The sequence below is a fragment of the Nocardia crassostreae genome (assembly GCF_001613405.1).
GTDB classification, from domain to species: Bacteria; Actinomycetota; Actinomycetes; order Mycobacteriales; family Mycobacteriaceae; genus Nocardia; species Nocardia crassostreae.
Window position 1 is genome coordinate 223596 of sequence record NZ_BDCH01000011.1, and the last position, 21903, is coordinate 245498.

Below are 21903 nucleotides of genomic sequence, written 5' to 3' on the forward strand. Positions count from 1 at the left end.
GTTCAGAGGAGGACCAATGCGGGGGCGTGGGATTGCCGGGGTCGTGGCGCTGCTGTTCCTGGTGACCGGCTGCGGAAAAGTGGTGAGCGGGTCGGCCATGCCGGATCCGGTGGTGGCCAAGATGCCGCGGCTCACGCCGGACAAGATCGCCGATGTCATGCTCACCCCGGACGAGCTCGGCAAGGTGGTGGCGGCGACCGGGCTGAAACTCCAGTTCGAGAACACGGTGCCGACCGCCCCGAACTACACCTATCAGCCGTCGCACTGCGCCCCCATGCTCTACACGGGCAACTCCGACACCTACGGCGACAAGTGGACCGGCTACCGCCTGCGCTCGCTGCAGGAGGGCGCGGAGGAATACGACCACGCCATCTATCAGACCGTCACGACCTTCAAGAACTTCGTGGTCGCCGAGGATCTGGTGGGCGAATACCGCGAGGTCCTGTCCAAGTGCAAGGACACCGACGTCAAGACCACCCCCAAGGACCCCAAGGAACAGCCCAGCACGCTGCGGGTGACCGAGGTCCCGCACAATTCCGATCCGTCGGCCATCTCGGTGGACTGGACCGTCTCCTCCAGCGGCACCACCTGGGTCTGCTCGGACACCATCCGCACCCAGGGCAATGTGGTCATCGAGGTCTCGAGCTGCGCCTACGCGGACTCCCGCACCTCGGCCGTGGTCGCCGACCGCATTGCCACCAAGATCCGTGGGCTCTGATCCGCACCGGCGGAGCAGAGCCCACGGGCATCATCTCTAGACGTTGACCCCGTAATCGCGGGCAATGCCCGCCAGGCCGGACGCGTAGCCCTGGCCGATGGCCCGGAACTTCCATTCCGGCCCGTGCCGGTACAGCTCGCCGAAGACCATGGCGGTCTCGGTGGAGGCGTCCTCGGTCAGATCGAAGCGGGCCAGCTCCGCGCCGGTGACCGCGTCCACCACGCGAATGTAGGCATTGCGGATCTGCCCGAAGGACTGCCGCCGGTTGTCCGCGTCGTGAATCGAGACGGGGAAGAAGATATTGGTGATCGTCGGCGGCATCCCCGCCAGATCGACGTTGATCACCTCGTCGTCGCCCTCGCCCGCGCCGGTGAGATTGTCACCGGTGTGCTCGATGGTCCCCTCCGGCGAACGCAGGTTGTTGTAGAAGATGAAATGCGCATCCGACAACACCCGCTGATTCGACCCGCAGGCCATGGCACTGGCATCCAGGTCGTAGTCCGCACCGGTGGTCGTGCGTACGTCCCACCCCAGGCCGACCGCGACCTTGGTCAAGTTCGGGGCCTGTTTGGACAGCGAAACATTTCCGCCCTTGGCCAAGCTGACGCTCACAATTCTCCTTCCCCGCGGCGCAAGTACACCGCATCCCTTCCTGATTATGGTCGATACGGAGGCGCATTGTGCGCGTTCAAAACCGCACCGGGGGTAGGAGTTCCCTTAGAAATACCGGTCATGCACCTCAGTTACGGCCTGCCGCCATGGCTTTGAGCGTCGCGACCCGTTCTTCGAGGTAGCGAAGCTCACTCGGGTCGAGCACCGTGCGCCGGATGCCGCCCGCCACCGCGAACGCCGACTGCCGGTGATCGTCGATGGCCGTCACGTCGATGGCGACCGCGGTGTAGTCCGCGGCCCCCGGCATGGGGTCGGCGATCACCCGCGCCGTACCGCGCGCGCAGAGCGCCACATCGCCGCCGCCGAGGATCAGCAGCGCCACATCGGGCCGTTCCCGGAGCCGGGCCAGCGAGCCGCGATCGGATTTGAGACTGAGCAGGATGCGTCTGTCCCCGGCGCGCACCGGCCAGGAGACCGGAATGGCATGGGGCGCTGGATCGGTGGTCACCAGAACGGCGATGGTGTCCAGTGGCCATTCGGGCAGGGTGTCCAATTCGGGATGGTCGGCCTGAGCCGTCGAGGGCTCCTGACGTTCCCGCGCTTCGGCTACCATTCGCGTCACCTCACGATCGGATCTACACAGTGGGCTGGACTGTGTTGCCATGAAGTGTATGCCGTTGCCGCCGTGGCGCGCTGGCGTCCAAGTTGATCATCCGATTCGCGAGGCCCGGTCGTTCGCTTGGTTACAGATGTGAAAACACCGCAGGACCTGCGGGGTAATGGATTGACGAGAAGCGATAACGGCCTCATCATTCGTTACAGTCCCCCGTCTGATCGGGGTCATGCGAGTAACCGGCCGATGACCGCTCGGTGAAGCCGTCCGCCACCAGGGGCGTCGACGAACGCAACAGCAACAGCACATGACGCGGCAGGGCGTCCGGTGAACGAGTGAGGTGATCAATGGGTTTCGTGGGGCGTTCGGCGGTGGCGAATCTGGTGGTGTCGACAACGGTGATGGAGGATCTGCGCTATCTGCGCGGTGAGCTGGCGGCGGCGGAGGTGCCGTATCTGCTGGTGCGGGATGCCAATCATCGCCTGGTGCTGGCGGTGGACAGTCTGCATCGGGCGGCCCTACGGCGAGTGCTGGGCGCGGCGGTCGTCTGCGGATTCTCGTGCAATGAGAAGCAGCACAATGTGTTCCGGCTGGGACGGGATCTGGACCCGGCGCATCACGTGGATGTGGAACTGTGGGACCACCACGGTGACACCGTGGAGTGCCCGCGGCCGAACGCCTTGACCCGCAATGTCTTCGACCTCGCCGATGTCGAGCCCACCACGGTGCTGCTGTACGACGCCAGCTGGCCGACCCTGGACGGCATGTTCGCCCCGCATCCCACCGATGTCGGATTCGATATCGACATCGTGTTCTCCTGGGTGGACGGCAGCGATCCCGAATTCCGGGCGCGCCGTGCGGGAATGCTGGCGCAGGTGGTGGTCGGCGAGGGCGACGACGCCGATGCCCGCATCCGGCAGATCGACGAACTGCGCTACGCCCTGCGCTCGGTGCACAAGAACGCGCCGTGGATCCGGCGCATCTTCATCGCCACCGATTCCCGCGTACCCGATTGGCTCGCCGACGATCCCAAGGTGACCATCGTGCGCGCCATCGATCACTTCTCCGATATGAGCGGGCTGCCGATCTTCAATTCCCATGCGGTGGAATGCCAGTTGCAGCACATCGACGGGCTCTCGGAGCACTTCCTGTACTCCAATGACGATATGTTCTTCGCCCGCCCGGTGCGGCCGTCCATGTTCTTCACCCCCGCCGGTATCAGCCGCTATATCGAGGCGGGCACGCGCATCGGTCCCGGCTGCAACAACGAACGCCGCAGCGGTTTCGAGAACGCCGCCCGGGTGAATCGCGGACCGCTCCAGCAGCACTTCGGCCAGGTCATCATCCGGCATCTCGAGCACACGCCGGTTCCCTTGCGCCGCAGCGTTCTGCACGAGATGGAGGCGGCCTTCGCCGAGGATTTCGCGCGCACCCGGGCCAGCCGGTTCCGGTCGGCCACCGATATCTCGGTGACGAACTCGCTGTACCACTACTACGCCCTGCTCACCGGCCGCGCGGTCCCGCAGGAGGCGGCCAAGATGCGCGATGTGGACACCACCATGTACACCGGTCTCGCCCTGTTGGACGGGCTGGCGAAGCGGCGCAATGTGGATTTCTTCTGCCTCAATGACGGCAGTTTCCCGGAGGTGCCCGAGGCCGAGCGGGTGCGGGCGGTGTCGGAATTCCTGGAGACCTATTTCCCGGAACCCGCGCCGTGGGAGAAGCCCGATGCCTTGGCGGGCAGCCTCGACGCTTTCGAATCAGGCGCCGCCTGAGCCGAATCGCGCTGTCAGACGGGTGTCGGTACGGGGAGCTGCCCGGCCCATTCGCGGGCGTGCTGCTGCGGCCGGTGGTCGACCGAGGCGTCGTGCCGTGCGTGCTCGCCGACCTGTATCGCGCCCAGGGCGGCGAACTTTTCCGCGCAGATCTCGCCGCCGCGATTGAAGGTGTCGTCGTAGACGGTGTCGCCCAGCCCGAAGACCGCGAAGCGCAGCCCGGTCAGATCGGGCAGGCGATCGTCGAGTTGTTCGAAGAACGGTTCCGCGCCGGTCGGCAGATCGCCGGAACCGTAGGTGGAGCAGACCAGGACGTGGAAGTCGCGACTATCGAGATCGTCGACGTCGTAGTCGGACATGTCGTAGACCGAGACGTCGTGTGCGCCCATCAGCACATCGGCAATGGCGTCCGCCGCCAGTTCGGCGGTGCCCATCTCGGTTCCGAACAGCACGACCACGCGCATGCGAACTCCCATCTTCCAACCCGAAATTCTTGGTTAGCTTAGCCTAGCCTGGGTTGGAGGGGGTGTCACGCCGCACGGCCGAGTGTGGGCGGTGCTTCCGGTGGTGTGTCGGGTTCAGCCGCCGCGTCGCGCCCGGTTGGGGGAATCCCACTCGCCCCGAACGGATTCCGGAGCAGTCGCAGGATTGCCTCACGCAACCGTCTCCCCATTGTCCTGGGGGGTGGCGGCGCGGCGGCGTAGGACATGAGAAATGCCCGCCGCGGGGGTATGACGATTCCGGCATCGGCCAGCCGCTTCGCCGCCTGCCGCGGGGCGGCCGGTTCGCCGACCGTCGGCCCGGCGCCGATCGGCACCACCGAATGCACCACCGTGTCCGGATAGACGTGCACGTAGTTGAACGCCTGCGCACCGTCGCGCCCGCGCAGGCCGCCGGTCTCGACGGCCAGATCCTGGCTGTAGCAGGTGGCCGAGGCGACCGACACCGGAATTCCGGCGAAGGTGGCGCTCGTCGAGAAGTGCAGGTGCCCGGCCAGAATGGCGCGCACATCGGTGCCGTCCAGGACGTCGGCGAGGCGGCGCTGATCGCGCAGTTCCACCGTCACCGCCAGGTCGAGGACGCACGGTATGGGCGGGTGGTGCATGGCCAGATTGGTGCCGAACGGCGCGGGCTCGGAGAGCACATCGCGCAGCCAGGCCAGCTGGGCGGTGCTGATCTCGCCGTAGTGGTGACCCGGCACGGTGGTGTCGAGGGCGATGATCCGCAGCCCGTCGAACACGTGCACGCGGTCGAACGGTTTCACCGAACGCGTTTCGCCCAACAGGTTTTCGCGGAGGGCGGCGCGATCGTCGTGATTGCCCGCGACCCAGACCAGCGGTGCGCCGATGCGGTGCGCGAACGGTTCGACCAGATCGCGTAGTCGCCGGTACGGGCCGGGCTCACCCTTGTCGGTGAGATCGCCGGTGAAGACGACGGCGGTGGGGGTGATCCGGCTGGCTTCGGCCTGCCCGAGTAGCTCGCGTAGGCGGGCCTCGGCGTCGACGTCGCCGTAGAGGTCCCCGGCGGCGATCAGATGCGTATCGCTGAAGTGGAACAGGACATGATCTGCCTTCGGATACTCGGCGACTCTCGTGATGTACACGGACATCCTCCCCGGCCAGTGGTGGTGCGCCCTTGAACTGCCTGCTTGCCGATTCCGTCGGAAGAATAGTCAAGCCTGTTAACTCCAGCGTGCCCACGTCCAGTGACGGCATGCTTGCGGGAAGGTGAGATTTACGTGTCGGGCCTAATGACGGAGGCTATCGGCCAGCAGCCGTGGATGTTCCTGCTCACGCTCGTGGAGCAAGGTGAAGTAGCGGCGCAGCATCAGGACAGCGGTGGTGGCCAGACCCGCTGTCAGGCCCCACCAGACCCCCGCCGCGCCCAATCCGAGGGGGAAGGCGAGCAGCAGGGCAGTGGGCAATCCCATACCCCAAAGCCGATCAGGGACAGCCGGAAACCCGCCTTGGTGTCCTTGAGGCCGCGCAGCAGACCGACGCCGATGTTCTGGGCCGCGTCGAAGAACTGCAGCACGATGGCGATCAGCAGCAGGGTGTGCGCGAGCGCCACGGTGGCCGGATCGGTGACATCCAGGAAGGGCCGCAGCACCCGGTCCGGGGCGATGGCGTAGGCCGCGCCGGTGACCACGGTGACCGCCAGCGCGTACCGCAGCGCCAGCCAGGCCACCGAGCGGGCATGCCCGTATTCGTCGCGGGCGACATCGCGGCTCACCAGGATGGAGGCGCCGTGCGAGAGGCCGATGGCGACCTGGAACACGATGTAGACGATCTGGTAGACGACATTGTGGGCGGCCAGCGCGGCGGCGCCGAGGCTGCCCATGACCAGCGCCAGCACCGAGAACATGCCCGCCTCGGAGCCGTAGGTGAGCGCGATGGGCGTGCCCAGCTTGAGTTCCTCGCGCACCGTCCGCATATGCACCGGCCACATGCGAAGGGGCAGTGTGGCACCGAGTTTCGCATCGCGGCGCACCATGGCCCAGAACACCCCGAAGGTGATCAGGAAGACCAGCGAGGTGGCGACGCCGATACCGGTGAGGCCGAGGTGGGGCAGGCCGAGCCAGCCATGGATGAAGGCCAGGGCCAGTACGAGATTCAGCGCCACCGAGCCGATGGTCACCAGGAGCAGCGCCTGCGGCCGCTGCATGCCGACGGTGTACTGGCGCAGCACCTGGAACCACAAGCAGGGCAACAGGCCCGGCGCGAGCGCCACCATCATGGGCCGCGCCTCGTTCAGCACCGCGGCATCCTGGCCGAGCCATTGCAGCGACCAGCCGAGCCCGATGAGCAGTGCGCCGCCGAGGATTCCGGCGAGGGTCGCGATCAGGAAGCTGGAGCGCACCACCTCGCGCACCTCGTCATGGGTTGCGCGGCCGCGCTTCTCGCCACGGCTGACCACCGTCGCCACCTGATTGCCGGTGCCCGTGATCAATCCGACGCACATGGTGCGAATCTGATTGAACAGCACCAGCGCCAGCCCGCCCGCCGCCACCTGTTGCACGCCGAGCGTGCCCATGAGCGCGATATTCGTGGTGGACACCGCCACCTGGGCGAGCTGGGTCAGGGCAATGGGCGTCGCCAGCGCGGTGAGCGCGCGCCCATCGGTTTGCCGTGGGGCGGTGATCATTTGGCCGCGGCCTCGCTGCGCTGCGCACCGGCGGGCACCAGGATCGTGTGGGTGGCCGCGGGCCTGCGGGCGGCCTTGTGCGCCGGGGTGTAGCGGTCGAGCAGCTCGGCGAACCGCTGCTCGGTCTCCGCGTCCAGCAGATCCCGGTCGCTCATCCAGTCGTCGTCGAAGACGGTGTCGAGATACTTCTCGCCGCCGTCGCAGACGATGCTGACGACATGGGAGCCCGCCGGGAATTCGTGCATGCGCTCGAGCGCCGCGTACACCGACCCGCCCGCGGAGCCGCCGATCATGAGGCCGAGTTTGGCGGCGATCACCCGGGCCGTGGCGAAGGCGTCCACATCGGAGACCTTCACGCCCTCTTTGAGCAGGTTCAGGTCCTCGTCCACGATGCGGCCCGGATCCGCGCCCTCGGATGTCCCGGTGCCGGACTGCCAGTACGGCCCGGCCGGACCGCCGAAGGCAATGGAGCCCACCGGTTCCACGCCGTAGAGCAGCGGTTCGTGGCCGAGATCGCGCAGCCTGCGCGCGGTGCCGAACAGCGAGCCGCCGGTACCGACGGCGGAGATGAGCACTTCCACCCGCCCGTCCAGATCGGCCAGCAATTCATCGGCGAGGGCGTAGTAACCGAGTGCGTTGGCGAGGTTGTTGTGCTGTTCGGTGAAGTAGGTGTTGGGCGTGCGCCCTTCGCGCAGGGCCGCCGCGTTCTCCTCGCGCGCCGAGGTGGAAAGGCTGTCGTCGCCGTCGTCGGCGACGAACACCAGTTCCGCGCCCATGGCTTTCATCGAACGGAGTTTGTCCTTACAGGCGTGATTGTCGACTACCGCGGTGAAGCGATACCCGCGTTCGGCCGCGATAACCGCCAGACCCTGGCCGGTATTTCCGGACGTGGATTCGATGATGTGCCCGCCCGGTGTCAGCAGCCCGCGTTCTTCCGCGTCGTCGACCATGGCGCGCGCCATTCGGATTTTCGCGGCCCCGGTCGGATTCATGTTCTCGAGCTTGAGAAACAGCCGGGTGCCGGTGGCGGTGGCAGCCAGCTCGAACAGCGGGGTCCGGCCGATCAGGTCTGTCACGCGCGTGGTGACAACCGGCATGAACGTATCTCCTCGTGACGTAGGTGTTGTGCGTAAACGGGCAGTTCAACAACCTGGAAGCGGAGCTGAGGGCAACCTTAGTCCACTAGCTTCCATTCGAATAGTCGTGCACCGGGTGCATTGCGCAACACCACCTTGGGTGGAATCGGCAACTCGTGAAACGACGATTCGTTGCTGTCCTGCTGGTAGCCCGCGGTATTGGGATAAATGAGTAAATCGTCCGTCGTGGCGAGCCGGGGGAGCGGAATGCGCCGCCAGCTCAGCATGTCGGCTTCCAGACAGGAGGAACCGCCGACACAGGTCGGGGTGAGCGAACCGGGATACTCCGGCCAGAGCACCGGATCGGGCAGGTATTCACTGTCGAACCATTGTTCGGACAGGCTGAGACTGGTGCCGTTCGCGGTGAGGATCACATACGGATAACCGTGCGCGGAACGGACTTTCACGCCCTGCACCCGGAAAACGGTGCAGCCCGCGCGATCCAGCAGCGCGCGGCCGGGTTCGATGGCCATTCGGATTCCGTTCGAGCGCAGCTGATTTCCGAGGTCGCCGTGGTCCAGAATGGCGGCCAGCATGGCCGGTCCGGGCACCGGGCAATGGTAGGGGTAATAGGAATCCGGTTCGGGGGCGCGATCGCCGTGGAACCAGCGTTCGTCGACGCCGTCGAGAAAGGCGTGCCAGGCCGCGGCGGGCACATAGTCCACGCCGAAGCCGCCGCCGATGGAGATGGTGGACACCGGATGGCCGAGGCCGCGCGCCTCCCGGCAGCGGGCGATCAGCCGCAGGGCCAGCTCGGCGCGGTCGGCGATCTCGTAGCCGGTGAGGTGGAAGCTGAAGCCCTCCAGGCGGATCGTCTCCGCGTCGACGAGGGTGAGCGCCAGATCGAGCTCATCGCCGGTCATACCGAACCGGCTGGTCGAGCCCGGCGGCAGCACGCGCAGCACCGCCCGCGACGGAATGCCGGTCGCGGTCAGGCGCGCGAGTTCGTCGAGATCGTCGATGGCGATCAGGGCGCGCTGCTGGGCCGACAGGCGCAGCAGCTCATCGGATTTGGCGGGCCCGGTCACCATGAGGTCTTCCCCGCGCACGCCACCGGCCAGCGCGGCGGTGAATTCGCCGACACTGGAGACATCCACGCCCGCACCGGTTTCCGCGCATGTGCGGACGACGGCGGAGGACTTGTTGGCCTTCTTGCCGTAGTAGATCGCCCCCACCACGCCTTTGCGCGCGAACACCCGCTGAAAGGCCTCGATATTGGCGCAGACCCGGGCCGGATAGAGCAGGTGGAAGGTGCCGCCGATGCCATCGGCGATCTCCCGCAACAATTTCGGATCCGCCAGCAGTCGCCGTTCCCACTCGTCGCGGTGCGCGGGCATCGGCGAGGCCGTGATGTCGGATAGGCCCGGCGGCACGGTCAGGGTCTTCATGAATTCGGGCAGAACTCTCTCCCCTCACTTCCCGGCGTCAGTCCCACAGGGGAACCTCCGTTCCGCGGCCCTCGTCGATCGCGCGCCCGGCGAGCGCGTGCGCCACGGCGATATCGGTGAGCACCAGGCCCGAGTTGTAGACGAAGATGCGTTCGTCGTCGGCGGTCCGGCCGACCGCGCGGCGGCTCAGGATCTGGGGCAGCTCGGCGTCCACCCGGCGCAACCGGCCGTCGGGGCCCGCCATATCGGTGCCGGTGAGCGCCATTTGCTCGGCGCTGGTGGCGATCACGCGATCGGCTTCGTGCAAGGTGGAGGGGGCCAGGCCGTAGCCGACCAGCACGACCGTCGCCCCGGGGGCCACATCCTTGGCCTCGATGGCCACGCGGGTGCCGGGTCCGGCGGTGGCCAGAATGACGTCGGCGGTGCGGGCGGCGGTGACCGGATCGCTCACGATCTCCAGTTCGGCATGCGGATTGTGGTGCAGCAGTTGCCGATACACCGCTTCCAGGCCCTCGGGATGGGTGCCGTAGAGCATGAGCCGGTTCAGCTGCGGATTGGCGGCCAGCAGATGCGGTAGCGCATTGCGGCCCTGTTCGCCGGTGCCGATCAGCAGCACGCTGCGCGCGCCGGGCCGCGCCGTCTCGCGCACCAGCAGGGCGGAGACCGCCGGGGTGCGCAGGGCGCCGACGCGGGCGCAGTCCATCATGGCGATCGGCATACCGGTGGCGTCGTCGTAGAGCGTGATGGTGGTGTAGTACCGCTTGGTGCTGCGATCGTGATGCGGATCGAATTTGTAGCTGGTCTTCATGGCCACCACGCGGCGGCGGCCGTCGCGGCCCAGCATGGCGTAGGCCACCGACCAGCCGTCGGGATGGGCGACGCTGAGTTTGCGCGGATTGTCCGAATCCCCGCCCGCGAAGGCGAGATACGCGTCCTCGACGGCGCGCACCACCTCCGCGGGACTGATCGGCACATCGGCGAGATCGCTGCGGCTGAGCACGCGCAGCGGGGTGGGTCGGGTATTCACGTACGGTTTCCTAGCAGTCGGAACGGCGCCACCACCGATTGGCCGTATCCGTTCTCGGCGGCCTCGGATGGGTCGCGGCGGCGCTGGGGCAGAAGGATGTTCACCCGCTTGAGCCACCTGTCGGTGCCGTCGTAACGGGGGGTGAACGGCACCCGTCCGTGTACCACAACATCATTGTCCACCAGCAGCAACTCTCCCGGGGTCAAAGCGGCGGTGATGCACACCCTTGCGAGTTCGGCGCTCAAATGGTCGTAGGCGGCCCGGAATTCGGGGTCGGCGTCGGTGAGCGGGGTGTACGCCGGGTCGTAGCGCAGGGTGAGCTGTCCCGCGTCGCTGCCGAGGGTGGCGATCGGGGGTGCGACCGCATCCGGGAAATCGCTGCCGTAGGACACGTCGGGCAGAATGGGCAGCTCCCGGTTCGACAGCCGATCTCGCTGTGCCGCAGCCAGTTCCACATTGCGCACCGAGGAGACGGTGGTGCCGACATTGTCCGGATTGCGTAGGCAGCCCAGCATGAGCAGATTGGCGCGGCGCGGATGGAAGGCGTCCTCGGTGTGCGGGCAGAGCAGGGTGGTGCTGCTCGCGCCGGACTGTTCGTGCTCGTGCCCGGGGGTGGGCAGGATGTTGTTCACCAGCCGCCCCGCCTGCTGGCCCTGCCAGCCGAAGGGTTCACCGGCGCAGCGCGCCAGCAGCAGCATGGCGATATCGAGTTCGAAGGAGGACGAATCGCGCAGCGGTTCACCGGCCCACGCCGCGGCCTCGCGCCAATCCCGCGGTGTACGACCGAGTTCGGCGTCGCTGATGGGTAACCGGGAGATGACCGTGACCCCGCCTGTGGTGGCCGGTGCGCGCATGGCGTGATGCACGTCTTCGGGTAATTCGCGGTAGCGGGAGTCGATGTGGTGCAGCAGGACCGAATCGGCGAGGGTGGCGGCGGTCGCCGCGGTGGTTCCGACTGTGACGGCGATCTCAGCCGCGAGGGCGCGGACGGCCTGTCCGGAGTTTGCCGAGAGTTCGCGTCGTTCGAGTTCCGAGGGGTGAAGCGTCTTACGTTCGGAGAGAACGCTTTTAACCAAGGGAATTGCCTTCCTGGCCCGGGAGGTGACATGGGTTTTCTCGTTCGGTCAAGGAAGCTATCCGGCACGTGGAGATTTGGTAAGGCTTACCTAAGGGCGTGTCGGAAAAATAGCTGATGCGCATCAAAGACTAGCGGGGAGGGTATCCGACTCCGGATACCCGGCGCGAGTTGTGCGCAGCGCCGTTCACGTTCCTGGTAGGAGGGCCGATCCATCTGGATGATGAACAGTGTGCGTTCCTTGAAGGCCGGCGTCGGCGCCGCTCTCTCCCGCGCCGGCCTCCTGGGCACGGCGGCCGCTGTGATGCTGCTAACCGGTTGCGGTTCAGCGAATCTCACCCCCATTCCGGAGGGCATTCCGCCCGGACCGGGTGCGCCCATACCGGTCATCGATCTCAACGCGCCGGGCCGCACCGCATTGCAATTGCGCGCCTGGGCCGAGGAACAGGCCGACCCATTGGGTATTCCGGTCGTGTCGTTCGAGGCGTACGCCTACGCCGCCGCGGTCATGGCGCAGTCGCGGCCGGATTGCGGTATCGGCTGGACCACCATTGCCGCCATCGCGAGCGTGGAGAGCAAACACGGCACCCACCGCGGCGCGGACGTCGGCGACGACGGCAAGGTGTCGCCGCCCATTCGCGGTATCGCGCTGGACGGTTCGCCGGGCGTGGCGACCATCAAGGACTCCGACGGCGGCAGACTCGACGGCGACGATGTCTACGACCGCGCCGTCGGCCCACTGCAATTCATTCCGGAAACCTGGCAACGCTGGGGCGTGGACGCCAATGGCGACGGCACGGCGGATCCGGACAATATCGACGACGCCGCCCTCACCGCCGCCCGCTACCTCTGCGCCATGGGCGGCGACCTCACCGCAGCCCCCGGCTGGCAGCAGGCCCTGCTCACCTACAACCAGTCCAACGCCTACATGAACAAGGTCCGCGACCGCGCCGCCGCCTACAGCGTCGGCCGGAAGGCCTGAAGATATATCTTGTCCGACCGCCTCGGGCGCGCCGCAGGGGCGTTGCCACCAACCTGCGCCAACACGTTAGGCTCGGGGCGCACGGAGTAACCCGTGCGACCTGCCGAGTCAGCAGCCGAAGGAGTGTCGTTTCGTGGCCATCATCGAACAGGTTGGAGCTCGCGAGATTCTGGATTCTCGTGGCAACCCCACCGTCGAGGTTGAGATCGCTCTCGACGACGGCACCCTCACCCGCGCGGCCGTGCCCTCCGGCGCGTCCACCGGTGAGCACGAGGCCGTGGAGCTGCGTGACGGTGGCGATCGCTACCAGGGCAAGGGTGTGCGCAAGGCCGTCGAGGGCGTCCTCGACGAGATCGCCCCGGCCGTGATCGGTCTCGACGCCGTCGAGCAGCGCACCGTCGACCAGACCCTGCTGGACCTGGACGGCACCCCGGACAAGTCCCGCCTGGGCGCCAATGCCCTGCTGGGTGTTTCGCTCGCCGTGGCCCGCGCCGCCGCCGAGTCCTCGGGCCTGGAGCTGTTCCGCTACGTCGGCGGCCCCAATGCCCACGTCCTGCCGGTCCCCATGATGAACATCCTCAATGGTGGCGCGCATGCCGACACCGGTGTGGACGTGCAGGAATTCATGATCGCCCCGATCGGCGCCCCGACCTTCAAGGAGTCGCTGCGCTGGGGTGCGGAGATCTACCACACGCTCAAGTCCGTGCTGAAGGCCCAGGGCCTGTCCACCGGTCTGGGCGATGAGGGCGGTTTCGCGCCGGACGTCGCGGGCACCCGCGCCGCGCTGGACCTGATCGCCACCGCCATCGACAAGGCCGGTTACAAGCTGGGCACCGATGTGGCCCTGGCCCTGGACGTGGCCGCCACCGAGTTCTACACCGCCGGTTCGGGTTACAAGTTCGAGGGCGTGGTGCGCAGCGCCGCCGAGATGAACGCCTTCTACGCCGAGCTGCTCACGTCCTACCCGATCGTGTCCATCGAGGATCCGCTGTCCGAGGACGACTGGGATGGCTGGGTCGCGCTGACCGACGAGATCGGCGACAAGGTGCAGCTGGTCGGCGACGACCTGTTCGTCACCAACCCGGAGCGCCTGGAAGAGGGCATCGCCAAGGGTGCCGCCAATGCGTTGCTGGTGAAGGTCAACCAGATCGGCACCCTGGCCGAGACCCTGGACGCCGTGGACCTGGCCCACCGCAATGGCTACAAGACCATGATGAGCCACCGGTCCGGCGAGACCGAGGACACCACCATCGCCGATCTGGCCGTGGCCGTCGGCTCGGGTCAGATCAAGACCGGCGCCCCGGCTCGCTCGGAGCGCGTGGCCAAGTACAACCAGCTGCTGCGCATCGAGGACGCCCTCGGTGACTCGGCGCGCTACGCGGGCGATGTGGCCTTCCCGCGGTTCGCGTTCGAAGGCTGATCAACCGGAGGTTTCAGATGACGGAGCGACGGGCGCGCGGTACCAGTCCGGCCGGACGTGGTGACCGCCGCCCGTCGCGGTCCGCCAAGCCTCGCGGCAGCGGGAAGCGGGCGGCCACGGAGACCGCCCGCACCGCCGCCGGCGCCAAGGCGGTCAAGCGCCGGGCCGCCAAGAAGACCGCGAAATCCGAACGGCACGAACGCAAGATCCTCGGTCTGTCGACCGGGCGCGCCGTACTGCTGGCGGCGGTGCTGTGCGGGCTCGCGCTCACCCTCGCGGTGCCGCTGCGCACCTATTTCTCCCAGCGGGCCGAGGCCACCGAACTGGCCGCCCAGCGCGCGCAATTGGAGGCCGATGTGAACCGGCTGCGCGATCGCCGTGCGCAGCAACAGGATCCGGCCTACATCAAGGCCGAGGCGCGCGACCGGCTGCGGCTGGTCATGCCCGGCAAAACCCCCTACATCGTGCAGGTGCCCGGTATCGAACAACCGGCCGTGCCCGCCATGACCACCAGTGCCAAGGCGCCCGACCCCTGGTACACCGAACTGTGGCAGAGCATCGAGGAAGGACAATCCAGGTGACCGCATCCGGGAACCAGCCGACCGAGCAGGATCTCGACGTCGTCGCCCAGCAACTCGGCCGGGAGCCCCGCGGCGTGCTCGCCATTGCCTACCGCACGCCGGACGGCCTGCCCGCGGTCGTGAAGACCGCCCCCAAACTGCCCGACGGGACGCCGTTCCCGACGCTGTACTACCTGACCGATCCGCGGCTCACCGCCGAGGCCAGCCGGTTGGAGACGACCGGGCTCATGCGCGAGATGACCGAACGGCTCACGCACGACACCGAATTGGCGGCCTCCTATCGCGCCGCGTACGAGAGCTATCTGTCCGAGCGCAATGCCATCGAGGATCTCGGCACCGACTTCGCCGGTGGCGGTATGCCGGACCGGGTGAAGTGCCTGCACGTGCTGATCGCGCATTCGCTGGCCAAGGGTCCGGGGCTGAACTTGCTGGGCGACGAGGCGGTGGCGCTCGCGGCCGAACACGGTTTGCGCGGTACCGCGATTCCGGCAGACTGGCCGAACTACGAGCAGTACCAGGTGAAGTCGGAGGGCTAGTCATATGAGTGAGCGGATCGCCGCCGTCGATTGCGGGACCAACTCCATCCGACTACTGATCGCCGATGCGGTCCGGGGCGAGAACGGCGCGCCGCACCTCACCGATGTGCATCGGGAAATGCGCATCGTCCGGCTCGGACAGGGCGTGGACGCCAATGGCTCGCTCAATCCCGAAGCCATCGAACGCACCCGCGCCGCACTGCGCGACTACGTCGATCTCATGATCGAGGCCAAGGTGACCAAGGTGCGCATGGTCACCACCTCCGCCACCCGCGATGCGAGCAATCGGGACGACTTCTTCTCCATGACCGGCGCCGAACTCGAGCGGGTGGTGCCCGGCGCACAGGCCGAGGTCATTACCGGCGATGAGGAGGCGCGGCTGTCCTTCGCCGGTGCGGTCGGCGAATTGTCCGCCGCCGCAGGGCCTTTCGTGGTCGTCGATCTGGGCGGCGGATCCACCGAGGTGGTGCTGGGCGATGCCGGGGGCGTGCAGTCGGCGTACTCGGCCGATATCGGCTGTGTGCGGATCACCGAGCGTTGCCTGCTCGGCAATCCGCCCACCCGCGAGGAGGTCGCCTCGGCGCGGTTCTTCGCCTCCGAGCGGCTGGCGCAGGCCTTCGGCGTGGTGCCGGTGGAGCGCGCGCACACCTGGGTGGGCGTGGCCGGGACCATGACCACGCTGGCGGCCGTGGCGCTGGATCTGCCCGAATACGATTCGGAGAAGGTGCATCTCACGCGGCTGTCGCTGGCCGAGGTGCGCGCGGTGTGCGATCGGCTGATCGGTATGGATCACGATGAGCGGGCCGCGCTGGGTCCCATGCATCCGGGCCGGGTGGATGTGATCGGCGGCGGTGCGGTGATCACCGAGGTGCTCGCCGACGAGCTGGCGCGGCGCGCCGGGATCAGCGAGCTGATCGTGAGCGAGCACGACATTCTGGACGGGATCGCGCTGTCCATCGCCTGATCCGTGTGTGGCGGAAATCCTGGCAACTCGAGCAGGAATCGACCTCACAGTTATGCCTGTACTGGACAACTGTGACGTACTTTAACGGCTGAGGTTGCTGTCAGATTGCCCCTTATGGGAAGGTCTGGGGTTATGTCAGGAGTAGCGCACAACGCGAAACCGGTCGCCGAACGAACCCTGTTCGGACATCCCATCGGACTCGCGAATCTGTTCGGTGTCGAGCTGTGGGAACGTTTCTCGTTCTACGGGATGCTCACGATCCTCGGCTACTACCTGTATTACTCGACCACCGAGGGTGGCCTGGAGTTACCCAAGGCCACCGCGACCGGCATCGTCGGCGCCTACGGCGGCCTGGTGTACCTGTCCACGGTGCTCGGCGGCTGGATTGCCGACCGTGTGCTGGGTATGGAGCGCACGGTCTTCTACGGCGGCGTGATCGTCATGGCGGGCCATATCAGCCTGGCCGTGATTCCGGGCCTGCCGGGCGTCGGCGTCGGTCTGGTGCTCATCGCGCTGGGCTCGGGTGCGCTCAAGGCCAATGCCTCCTCGCTGCTGGGCACCCTCTACGACAAGGGTGACGCGCGGGCGGACGGCGGCTTCACGCTGTTCTATCTGGGCATCAACCTGGGCGCGTTCGCCGGGCCGCTGATCACCGGTCTGCTCAAGGATCACGTGGGCTTCCATTGGGGCTTCGGTGCGGCCGCCGTCGGTATGGCGCTGGGCCTCACCCAGTATGTCGCCTTCCGCAGGAACCTCGGCGATCACGGCCGTGACGTGCCGAACCCGCTGCCGCGCACCGAGATTTCGCGCGTCCTGGCAGCCGTCGCGGCCGTCGTCGTGATCGTGGCCGCCGCCTGGGCCGCCGGTCTGCTGACCCTGTCCAACCTGCCCGATGTCACCACCGGCGTCATTGTGGTGGCCTCGGTCGCCTACTTCGCGGTCATGCTCAACCATCCGAAGGTGGATGCGACCGAGCGCAGCCGGGTGCGCGCGTTCATTCCGCTGTTCATCGCCAATGCCGTGTTCTGGTCGCTGTTCCAGCAGATCTTCACGGTGCTGGCGGTGTACTCCGATGAGCGGATCAACTGGGACGTCTTCGGCTGGACTGCGCCGTCGAACTGGATCGGGTCCATGGAGCCGGTGTGGATCATCGCGCTGTCGCCGCTGTTCGCCATCATGTGGACGCGGCTGGGCAATCGCGCGCCCAGCACGCCGCGCAAGTTCGCGCTCGGCGTGATCGGCATGGGTATCGCGTTCATGCTGTTCGCGCTGTTCTCCGGGACCGAGGGCAAGACGGTGCCCATCCTGTTCGTCTTCGTGGTGCTCGGCGGGTTCGCCATTTCCGAACTGCTGCTCTCGCCCATCGGCCTGGCGGTCACGACCAAGCTGGCGCCCAATGCCTTCCGGGCGCAGATGATGGCGCTGTACTTCTTCTCCGTGGGTATCGGCACCTCCATGTCGGGTGTGCTGTCGAAGTTCTACGACCCGTCGCACGAGCTCGCGTACTTCGGCATCACCGGACTGGTGACCATTGCCGTGGGCGCGATCGTGCTCGGTATCGCGCCGTGGGTGAGCCGCCACATGGAGGGCGTGCACTAACCGGTTTCTCGACGAACGAGGCCCGCTTCCCGCTCGGGAGGCGGGCCTCGTTGTTTCGGGCCGCTACGTTTCGGGCCGCTACCGCTTGCGGGCGCGCACGATGAGATTGCCGAGCACGCCGACCGCGATCACGCAGGCGGCGGCGCCGGCGAGCAGCACTCACACCCCGGCCGAGCTGACCGTCGATTCGGCGGCGGTGGTCTGCACGGGCTTCCCGGCGCCGTCGTCGCCGCTGAGCGTATTGCTGTTCGCGGTCGTCTGCGCGTAGACCGGTCCGGGCTCGGGCTCGCCGACCACCTGCAGCTCGAGCCGGATCGGCACCGGCGGCACGTCCGATTCCTCGCGCGGCAGACCGAGTTTCACGGCAATGTAGTACCAGCCCGCCAGGGCCTGGTCCCGCGCCTCGTACACGTCGCCGTCCCGGTTGTGATACCGGATGGGATAGGTGGACAGGGCCTTGCTCGCGGGCAGGACCAGTTCGTTGCCGGTGTAGGCGTGGGTATCGCTTTCCACCTCGTCCAGAAGCGGCGAGTAGATGGCGGTGTCGACATTGGCGATGGCCTCGAGTCCGGATCGGCCGATGGCGTCGTAGTGGACGCGATAGGCGAGCGCCTGTCCCCAGTCCAGCTTCACCTTGTAGAACACCAGCTCGCCGTATTGCAGCGCATCGGTGTAGACGCCGGAACCGGGCAGTGCGGCGGCCACGGTGAACGATCCGCCGCCGACGACCGGCACGGCGGGGGTGGTGGGCGTGGTGTATTCGGGCAGGGCGCCGACCTCCTCCGGCCCGCCGCTGCCCGCGAGCGCGGGCTCGATGCCGATCACCAGCTCCATCGGCATCCGCTCGAGCGCGCCGTCGGAGGCCTGCGCCCACTGCGCGGTGAAGTAATACCGTCCGCCGCCCGAACATCCCGGCGGTCCGGAAGTCTCGGCCGCGCCCGCGAATACGAGCGTCGCGGTGAGCGCCTCCCCGTCACTGGATCTGGTGACGAATTCCGATTCGTACTTATTGCAGTCCTCGCCGTTCTTGCCGTAGGCGCGCAATTCGAGCCGATTCAGATCCTTGAGAATCCCGACATCATTGCGCCGCGGAAACGACAGCGCCGCGGTGAAATACGCGGTGGCCCCCGCCGGTACGTCCACCCCGTAGAACCGCTTCTCCTCCTGTCCGATGGTGTCCAGATACTGTCCCGGCTCGGTCACCACCGGTGCGTCGACATAATTCGCGGTACCGCTGATCGGCGTCCCCGTCGCCTCGTAATTCCGCAATGCCGCCGCACTGATCCGCGGCAGCACCTGCTCCAGCGTCTTCCCGTCCGCCGCATCCGTATACGTGCCCCCGGTGGCCTGCGCCAGACACGTCAACTGCACCCGCGACTGCTCGTCCACCCCGAACCCGATGGCATGCACCACCAGCTCCGTCCCCTCCGCCTTCAACTCGCGCGCCACCTCGCACGGATCGGGCGGCGCACACGTGTCCTCCCCATCCGACACCAGCACGATCGACCGCGCCCCCTCCTTCGGCAAAGCCTCCGCCGCGGTCCGCAATGCCGTCCCGATCGGCGTGAACCCCCGCGGCGTCACCCCCTCCACCGCACTCGTCAGCGCCCCCCGATCCAATGTCTCCGCCTGCTGCAACACGCTGACATCCCCGCACCCCGCACCCCGCACCCCGCACCCCGCAACCTTCTCCGCCTCCGAGGACCCGGTACCCGTCCCGTACACGGTGAGCCCCACCTTCGACTCCCCCGGCGCCCCCGCCACAAAGGTGCGCACCGCACTCTTGGCCGCATCCATCTTGGTCCCGCCCCCCGGATCCTCCGCCAACATGGACCCCGACCCATCCAACACCAACATCGTCGGCGCATACCGCTCCTCCGCGCCCCCCGCCACCCCCACGGTCAATGACACAATTGCGACACCAATAACCAACGCCGCCAAGCTTTTCCGAACATAAGCCTTCATCACCCGCGAACGTACCGCCGCCCCTATAACCCCCGTAACGCAGATGAGACGCAGATCACACCCCATTCCCCTCATTTCCCCCCTTTCCCTCCACCCCCGCCATTCATCCCCAGAATTCACCCCCCCGGGTGATTCCAGCACGACCGTACGGCTCGGTACTCTGACCCAGTCGCCCCCGTAGCCCAATTGGCAGAGGCAGCGGACTTAAAATCCGCCCAGTGACGGTTCGAGCCCGTCCGGGGGCACTTACGGCATGGATGTATTCCCATGCCCTGCGTTAACCGCGGTCCTGTGTGGACCGTCGTGGGTTCGGGTCTCGGTGTGATCGATGGCGCTGTGGAGGTGCTGCGCCGGGGGTGATCGGGTAGCCGGTGTGTTGCGTGCGAGTGGGTGATGCATGTGCGATTCGCGTTGTGACCGGCCGAGTCTTGACTCGGCTGAATCAAAGTGATTCGATCTGAATCATCATGGTTCCAGTGAATCAACCCGCAGAGGGCGCGAGCGAGGCGGCGGCTACGGCCGCGAGTTCGGTTGCGCGCCAGACGCACCCGCGCCTGCAGTTGGGCGCGGAGTTGCGGCGGTTGCGGGATCTGGCTGGAATCTCGGGGCGGGAGCTGGCGAAACGGGTTGGAATCAGTCAGTCGACGCTGTCGCGGATCGAAGCGGGGCATGTGGTTCCGCCGCTGCCGCAGGTGCTGGACTGGGCCGAAGCGGTTGGGGCGGACGGGGATACTCGGCAGGCGTTGCGGGGGCTCACCGAAACCGCGCACACGCCCGAGGTGCGGGACTGGGCGGCCTCGCTCGCGAATCGCGCGCATTTGCAGGACGACGTACGGGCATTCGAGGAGGACGCGCAGGTGGTGCGGAACTTCCAGCCCTCACTCGTGCCGGGTCTGCTCCAGACCGCCGACTATGCCCGCCGGGTGTTCGATACGTTCGATCCGCCTTATACGCCAGGCGCTTTGGCGGCCGCGCTCGCCGCGCGCCTGGATCGCCAGCGGGTGCTGTACGACCCGGCGAAGCGGTTCGAATTCCTCATTACCGAAGCGGCCCTGCGTTTTCGGCCCGGACCGTATCGGGTGCTGCTCGAGCAACTGGACCGGATCATCTCGATCGAGACCCTCGATACGGTCACCATCGGGGTGATTCCGCAGGACATCGAGGCGAGCACCACGATCCCGCACGGTTTCGTCATCTACGAGAGCGAGGACCATGCGGTCGCCTCCGCGGAGCCGATTCCGGGCAGCATGGTCACTCGCGGCCCCGAACTCGTCGACGCCCATCGACGCCGCTGGCTGGCCTTGACTCGAATGGCCTTGTTCGACATCGATGCCCGCGTATTCCTCACGGAACTGCGGGGCGAAATACACCGCCTCGCAACCAATTGACTTGTTTCCCGCGGCCGCACGAGGGCTCGGCCGCACGTGGGGGTGGTGGTGTCGCAGCGAATTCGCTGCGACACCACCTTTCCATCACTCGCCGAAATCGAATTCTCCGGCGCGTACACCCGAGGTGAACGCTCGCCACTCGGATCTGGTGAACCACAGGGTCGGGCTGTACCGATCCTTGGAATCACGCAGGGCTATCCGGCCTTCGTGGTACGCGACCTCGACACAGTCGCCGCCGCCGTAGCTGAAGCTGCTCTTGGCGAACCGCGGGCCGCGATGCTCCCCACGAATCATCTTGCCGTTCATGGCATTCATTCCTTCCCCCGGAGGGTCACTCCCCATGACCCTTCTGGTGTATCGCTTACGACCAACACAGTGCTATCCGAACCATCAGCTGCGCAACTGAATTCGGCTGGGACCGCACGCCGGAATGTCGTAATGCTCATGAACGCAATTTTACGGCGACCCACCGACAAATCACCGCTACCAGCGGGGCCACCGCACGGCTGCTCGCCGACGGTGGCCCCAGCGTATTCAGGGTGTCATTCCGGCCGGTCGGTCACAGCGCGAGCAGGGCGCGGCTGGCCAGGGTGTTGTCGCGGATCGGCCGCATGGCCAGGCGGACCAGTGCGAGGGCGTTGTCGTCGCCGGCGGTGCGGTTGACGCTGAGCTCGCCGCAGGCCAGGCATTGGTGGATGAGCATCCACTCGCCGTCGCCGCGGGCGCTCATCGCCACCGCCTCCATCCGGCCCCGGCACGGCGAGGCGCGGTCGCCGGGGATCTTGCGATCCACGTGCAATGACGCCAGGCAGGTCGGGCAGTGATTGCGATGCGCGGCGCCCGGCGCGTGCACCGGGATGTCGAGTCGGCAGGCGACACAGCGGAAGTCGCCGTGGCCGTCCTGGCCGTGCAGTACCGTCTTGTGCCGCTGCGGGCGGCGGGCTCTGCGGTTCGTGCGGCGTGGCATGGTCGTCCTCCTT

At 67.1% G+C, this 21903-nt stretch carries 20 protein-coding genes, 1 tRNA gene and 1 pseudogene; 10 read left to right on the plus strand and 12 right to left on the minus strand.

Annotated features, from left to right (window positions below; all coding sequences use genetic code 11):
* Positions 1-16 precede the first annotated feature (16 nt).
* Positions 17-718 carry a sensor domain-containing protein gene (locus tag NC4_RS06600; protein ID WP_169814732.1) on the plus strand — a complete coding sequence of 234 codons (702 nt, stop codon included), beginning with the start codon at positions 17-19 and terminating at the stop codon, positions 716-718.
* 36 nt (positions 719-754) lie between these two features.
* Here NC4_RS06600 and NC4_RS06605 read toward each other — a convergent pair whose 3' ends face one another.
* Positions 755-1330 carry a TerD family protein gene (locus NC4_RS06605; RefSeq protein WP_067533768.1) on the minus strand — a complete coding sequence of 192 codons (576 nt, stop codon included), beginning with the start codon at positions 1328-1330 and terminating at the stop codon, positions 755-757.
* A gap of 127 nt (positions 1331-1457) precedes the next feature.
* Complete coding sequence (locus NC4_RS06610; protein WP_067533771.1) at positions 1458-1943, minus strand: pyridoxamine 5'-phosphate oxidase family protein; 486 nt, start codon at positions 1941-1943, stop codon at positions 1458-1460.
* A 347-nt stretch (positions 1944-2290) separates the two neighbouring features.
* On the opposite strand from NC4_RS06610, the gene NC4_RS06615 reads away from it, so the two are divergent.
* The gene (locus tag NC4_RS06615) at positions 2291-3718 is read left to right on the plus strand and encodes a stealth family protein (RefSeq protein ID WP_067533774.1); all 1428 of its coding nucleotides are present in this window, start codon (positions 2291-2293) and stop codon (positions 3716-3718) included.
* A gap of 14 nt (positions 3719-3732) precedes the next feature.
* On the opposite strand, the gene NC4_RS06620 is transcribed toward NC4_RS06615, so the two are convergent.
* From NC4_RS06620 to NC4_RS06650, 7 genes and pseudogenes are all read right to left on the minus strand, one after another.
* Entirely contained in the window at positions 3733-4182 is a 450-nt protein-coding gene (locus tag NC4_RS06620; protein ID WP_067533777.1) for a flavodoxin domain-containing protein, read from the minus strand.
* A gap of 65 nt (positions 4183-4247) precedes the next feature.
* Positions 4248-5321 (minus strand): phosphodiesterase, encoded by a 1074-nt coding sequence (locus tag NC4_RS06625; RefSeq protein ID WP_157554328.1) that lies wholly within the window; start codon positions 5319-5321, stop codon positions 4248-4250.
* A 144-nt stretch (positions 5322-5465) separates the two neighbouring features.
* Positions 5466-6862 (minus strand): annotated as a pseudogene (locus NC4_RS06630) (MATE family efflux transporter).
* Positions 6859-7959, minus strand: coding sequence for a PLP-dependent cysteine synthase family protein (locus NC4_RS06635; protein WP_067533780.1), 1101 nt, complete (start codon positions 7957-7959; stop codon positions 6859-6861). Before NC4_RS06635 ends, NC4_RS06630 begins: the two are co-directional and overlap by 4 nt.
* A gap of 77 nt (positions 7960-8036) precedes the next feature.
* On the minus strand, positions 8037-9386 hold the full coding sequence (locus tag NC4_RS06640) for a type III PLP-dependent enzyme domain-containing protein (protein WP_067533783.1): 1350 nt from the start codon (positions 9384-9386) through the stop codon (positions 8037-8039).
* 37 nt (positions 9387-9423) lie between these two features.
* The gene (locus NC4_RS06645; RefSeq protein WP_067533914.1) at positions 9424-10386 is read right to left on the minus strand and encodes an ornithine cyclodeaminase; all 963 of its coding nucleotides are present in this window, start codon (positions 10384-10386) and stop codon (positions 9424-9426) included.
* Between the two features lie 23 nt (positions 10387-10409).
* Positions 10410-11489 (minus strand): TauD/TfdA family dioxygenase, encoded by a 1080-nt coding sequence (locus NC4_RS06650; RefSeq protein WP_067533787.1) that lies wholly within the window; start codon positions 11487-11489, stop codon positions 10410-10412.
* A 219-nt stretch (positions 11490-11708) separates the two neighbouring features.
* Here NC4_RS06650 and NC4_RS06655 point away from each other — a divergent pair, with 219 nt between their 5' ends.
* From NC4_RS06655 to NC4_RS06680, 6 genes are all read left to right on the plus strand, one after another.
* On the plus strand, positions 11709-12470 hold the full coding sequence (locus tag NC4_RS06655; protein ID WP_084528603.1) for a lytic transglycosylase domain-containing protein: 762 nt from the start codon (positions 11709-11711) through the stop codon (positions 12468-12470).
* Positions 12471-12603: 133 nt separating this feature from the next.
* Positions 12604-13890, plus strand: coding sequence for a phosphopyruvate hydratase (eno, locus tag NC4_RS06660; protein WP_067533790.1), 1287 nt, complete (start codon positions 12604-12606; stop codon positions 13888-13890).
* Between the two features lie 17 nt (positions 13891-13907).
* The gene (locus tag NC4_RS06665; RefSeq protein WP_067533793.1) at positions 13908-14471 is read left to right on the plus strand and encodes an FtsB family cell division protein; all 564 of its coding nucleotides are present in this window, start codon (positions 13908-13910) and stop codon (positions 14469-14471) included.
* Positions 14468-15007 carry a DUF501 domain-containing protein gene (locus tag NC4_RS06670; protein ID WP_067533796.1) on the plus strand — a complete coding sequence of 180 codons (540 nt, stop codon included), beginning with the start codon at positions 14468-14470 and terminating at the stop codon, positions 15005-15007. Before NC4_RS06665 ends, NC4_RS06670 begins: the two co-directional genes overlap by 4 nt.
* 4 nt (positions 15008-15011) lie before the next feature.
* Positions 15012-15971 carry a Ppx/GppA phosphatase family protein gene (locus NC4_RS06675; protein ID WP_067533799.1) on the plus strand — a complete coding sequence of 320 codons (960 nt, stop codon included), beginning with the start codon at positions 15012-15014 and terminating at the stop codon, positions 15969-15971.
* A gap of 132 nt (positions 15972-16103) precedes the next feature.
* Positions 16104-17570, plus strand: a complete 1467-nt coding sequence (locus NC4_RS06680; RefSeq protein WP_067533803.1) for a peptide MFS transporter — start codon at positions 16104-16106, stop codon at positions 17568-17570.
* A gap of 159 nt (positions 17571-17729) precedes the next feature.
* Here NC4_RS06680 and NC4_RS06685 read toward each other — a convergent pair whose 3' ends face one another.
* Positions 17730-19427, minus strand: coding sequence for a vWA domain-containing protein (locus NC4_RS06685; protein ID WP_169814733.1), 1698 nt, complete (start codon positions 19425-19427; stop codon positions 17730-17732).
* Positions 19428-19706: 279 nt separating this feature from the next.
* Between NC4_RS06685 and NC4_RS06690 the strand changes: the two genes are divergently transcribed.
* Positions 19707-19780, plus strand: a tRNA-Leu gene (locus NC4_RS06690).
* 231 nt (positions 19781-20011) lie between these two features.
* A complete protein-coding gene (locus NC4_RS06695) occupies positions 20012-20923 on the plus strand; it encodes a helix-turn-helix domain-containing protein (protein WP_218020923.1) in 912 nt (303 codons plus the stop codon).
* A gap of 84 nt (positions 20924-21007) precedes the next feature.
* Here the strand turns inward: NC4_RS06695 and NC4_RS06700 are convergent, their stop codons facing one another.
* A complete protein-coding gene (locus NC4_RS06700; RefSeq protein ID WP_084528628.1) occupies positions 21008-21229 on the minus strand; it encodes a DUF397 domain-containing protein in 222 nt (73 codons plus the stop codon).
* A 253-nt stretch (positions 21230-21482) separates the two neighbouring features.
* Entirely contained in the window at positions 21483-21890 is a 408-nt protein-coding gene (locus NC4_RS06705) for an RNHCP domain-containing protein (RefSeq protein WP_067533809.1), read from the minus strand.
* Between the last annotated feature and the right edge of the window lie 13 nt (positions 21891-21903).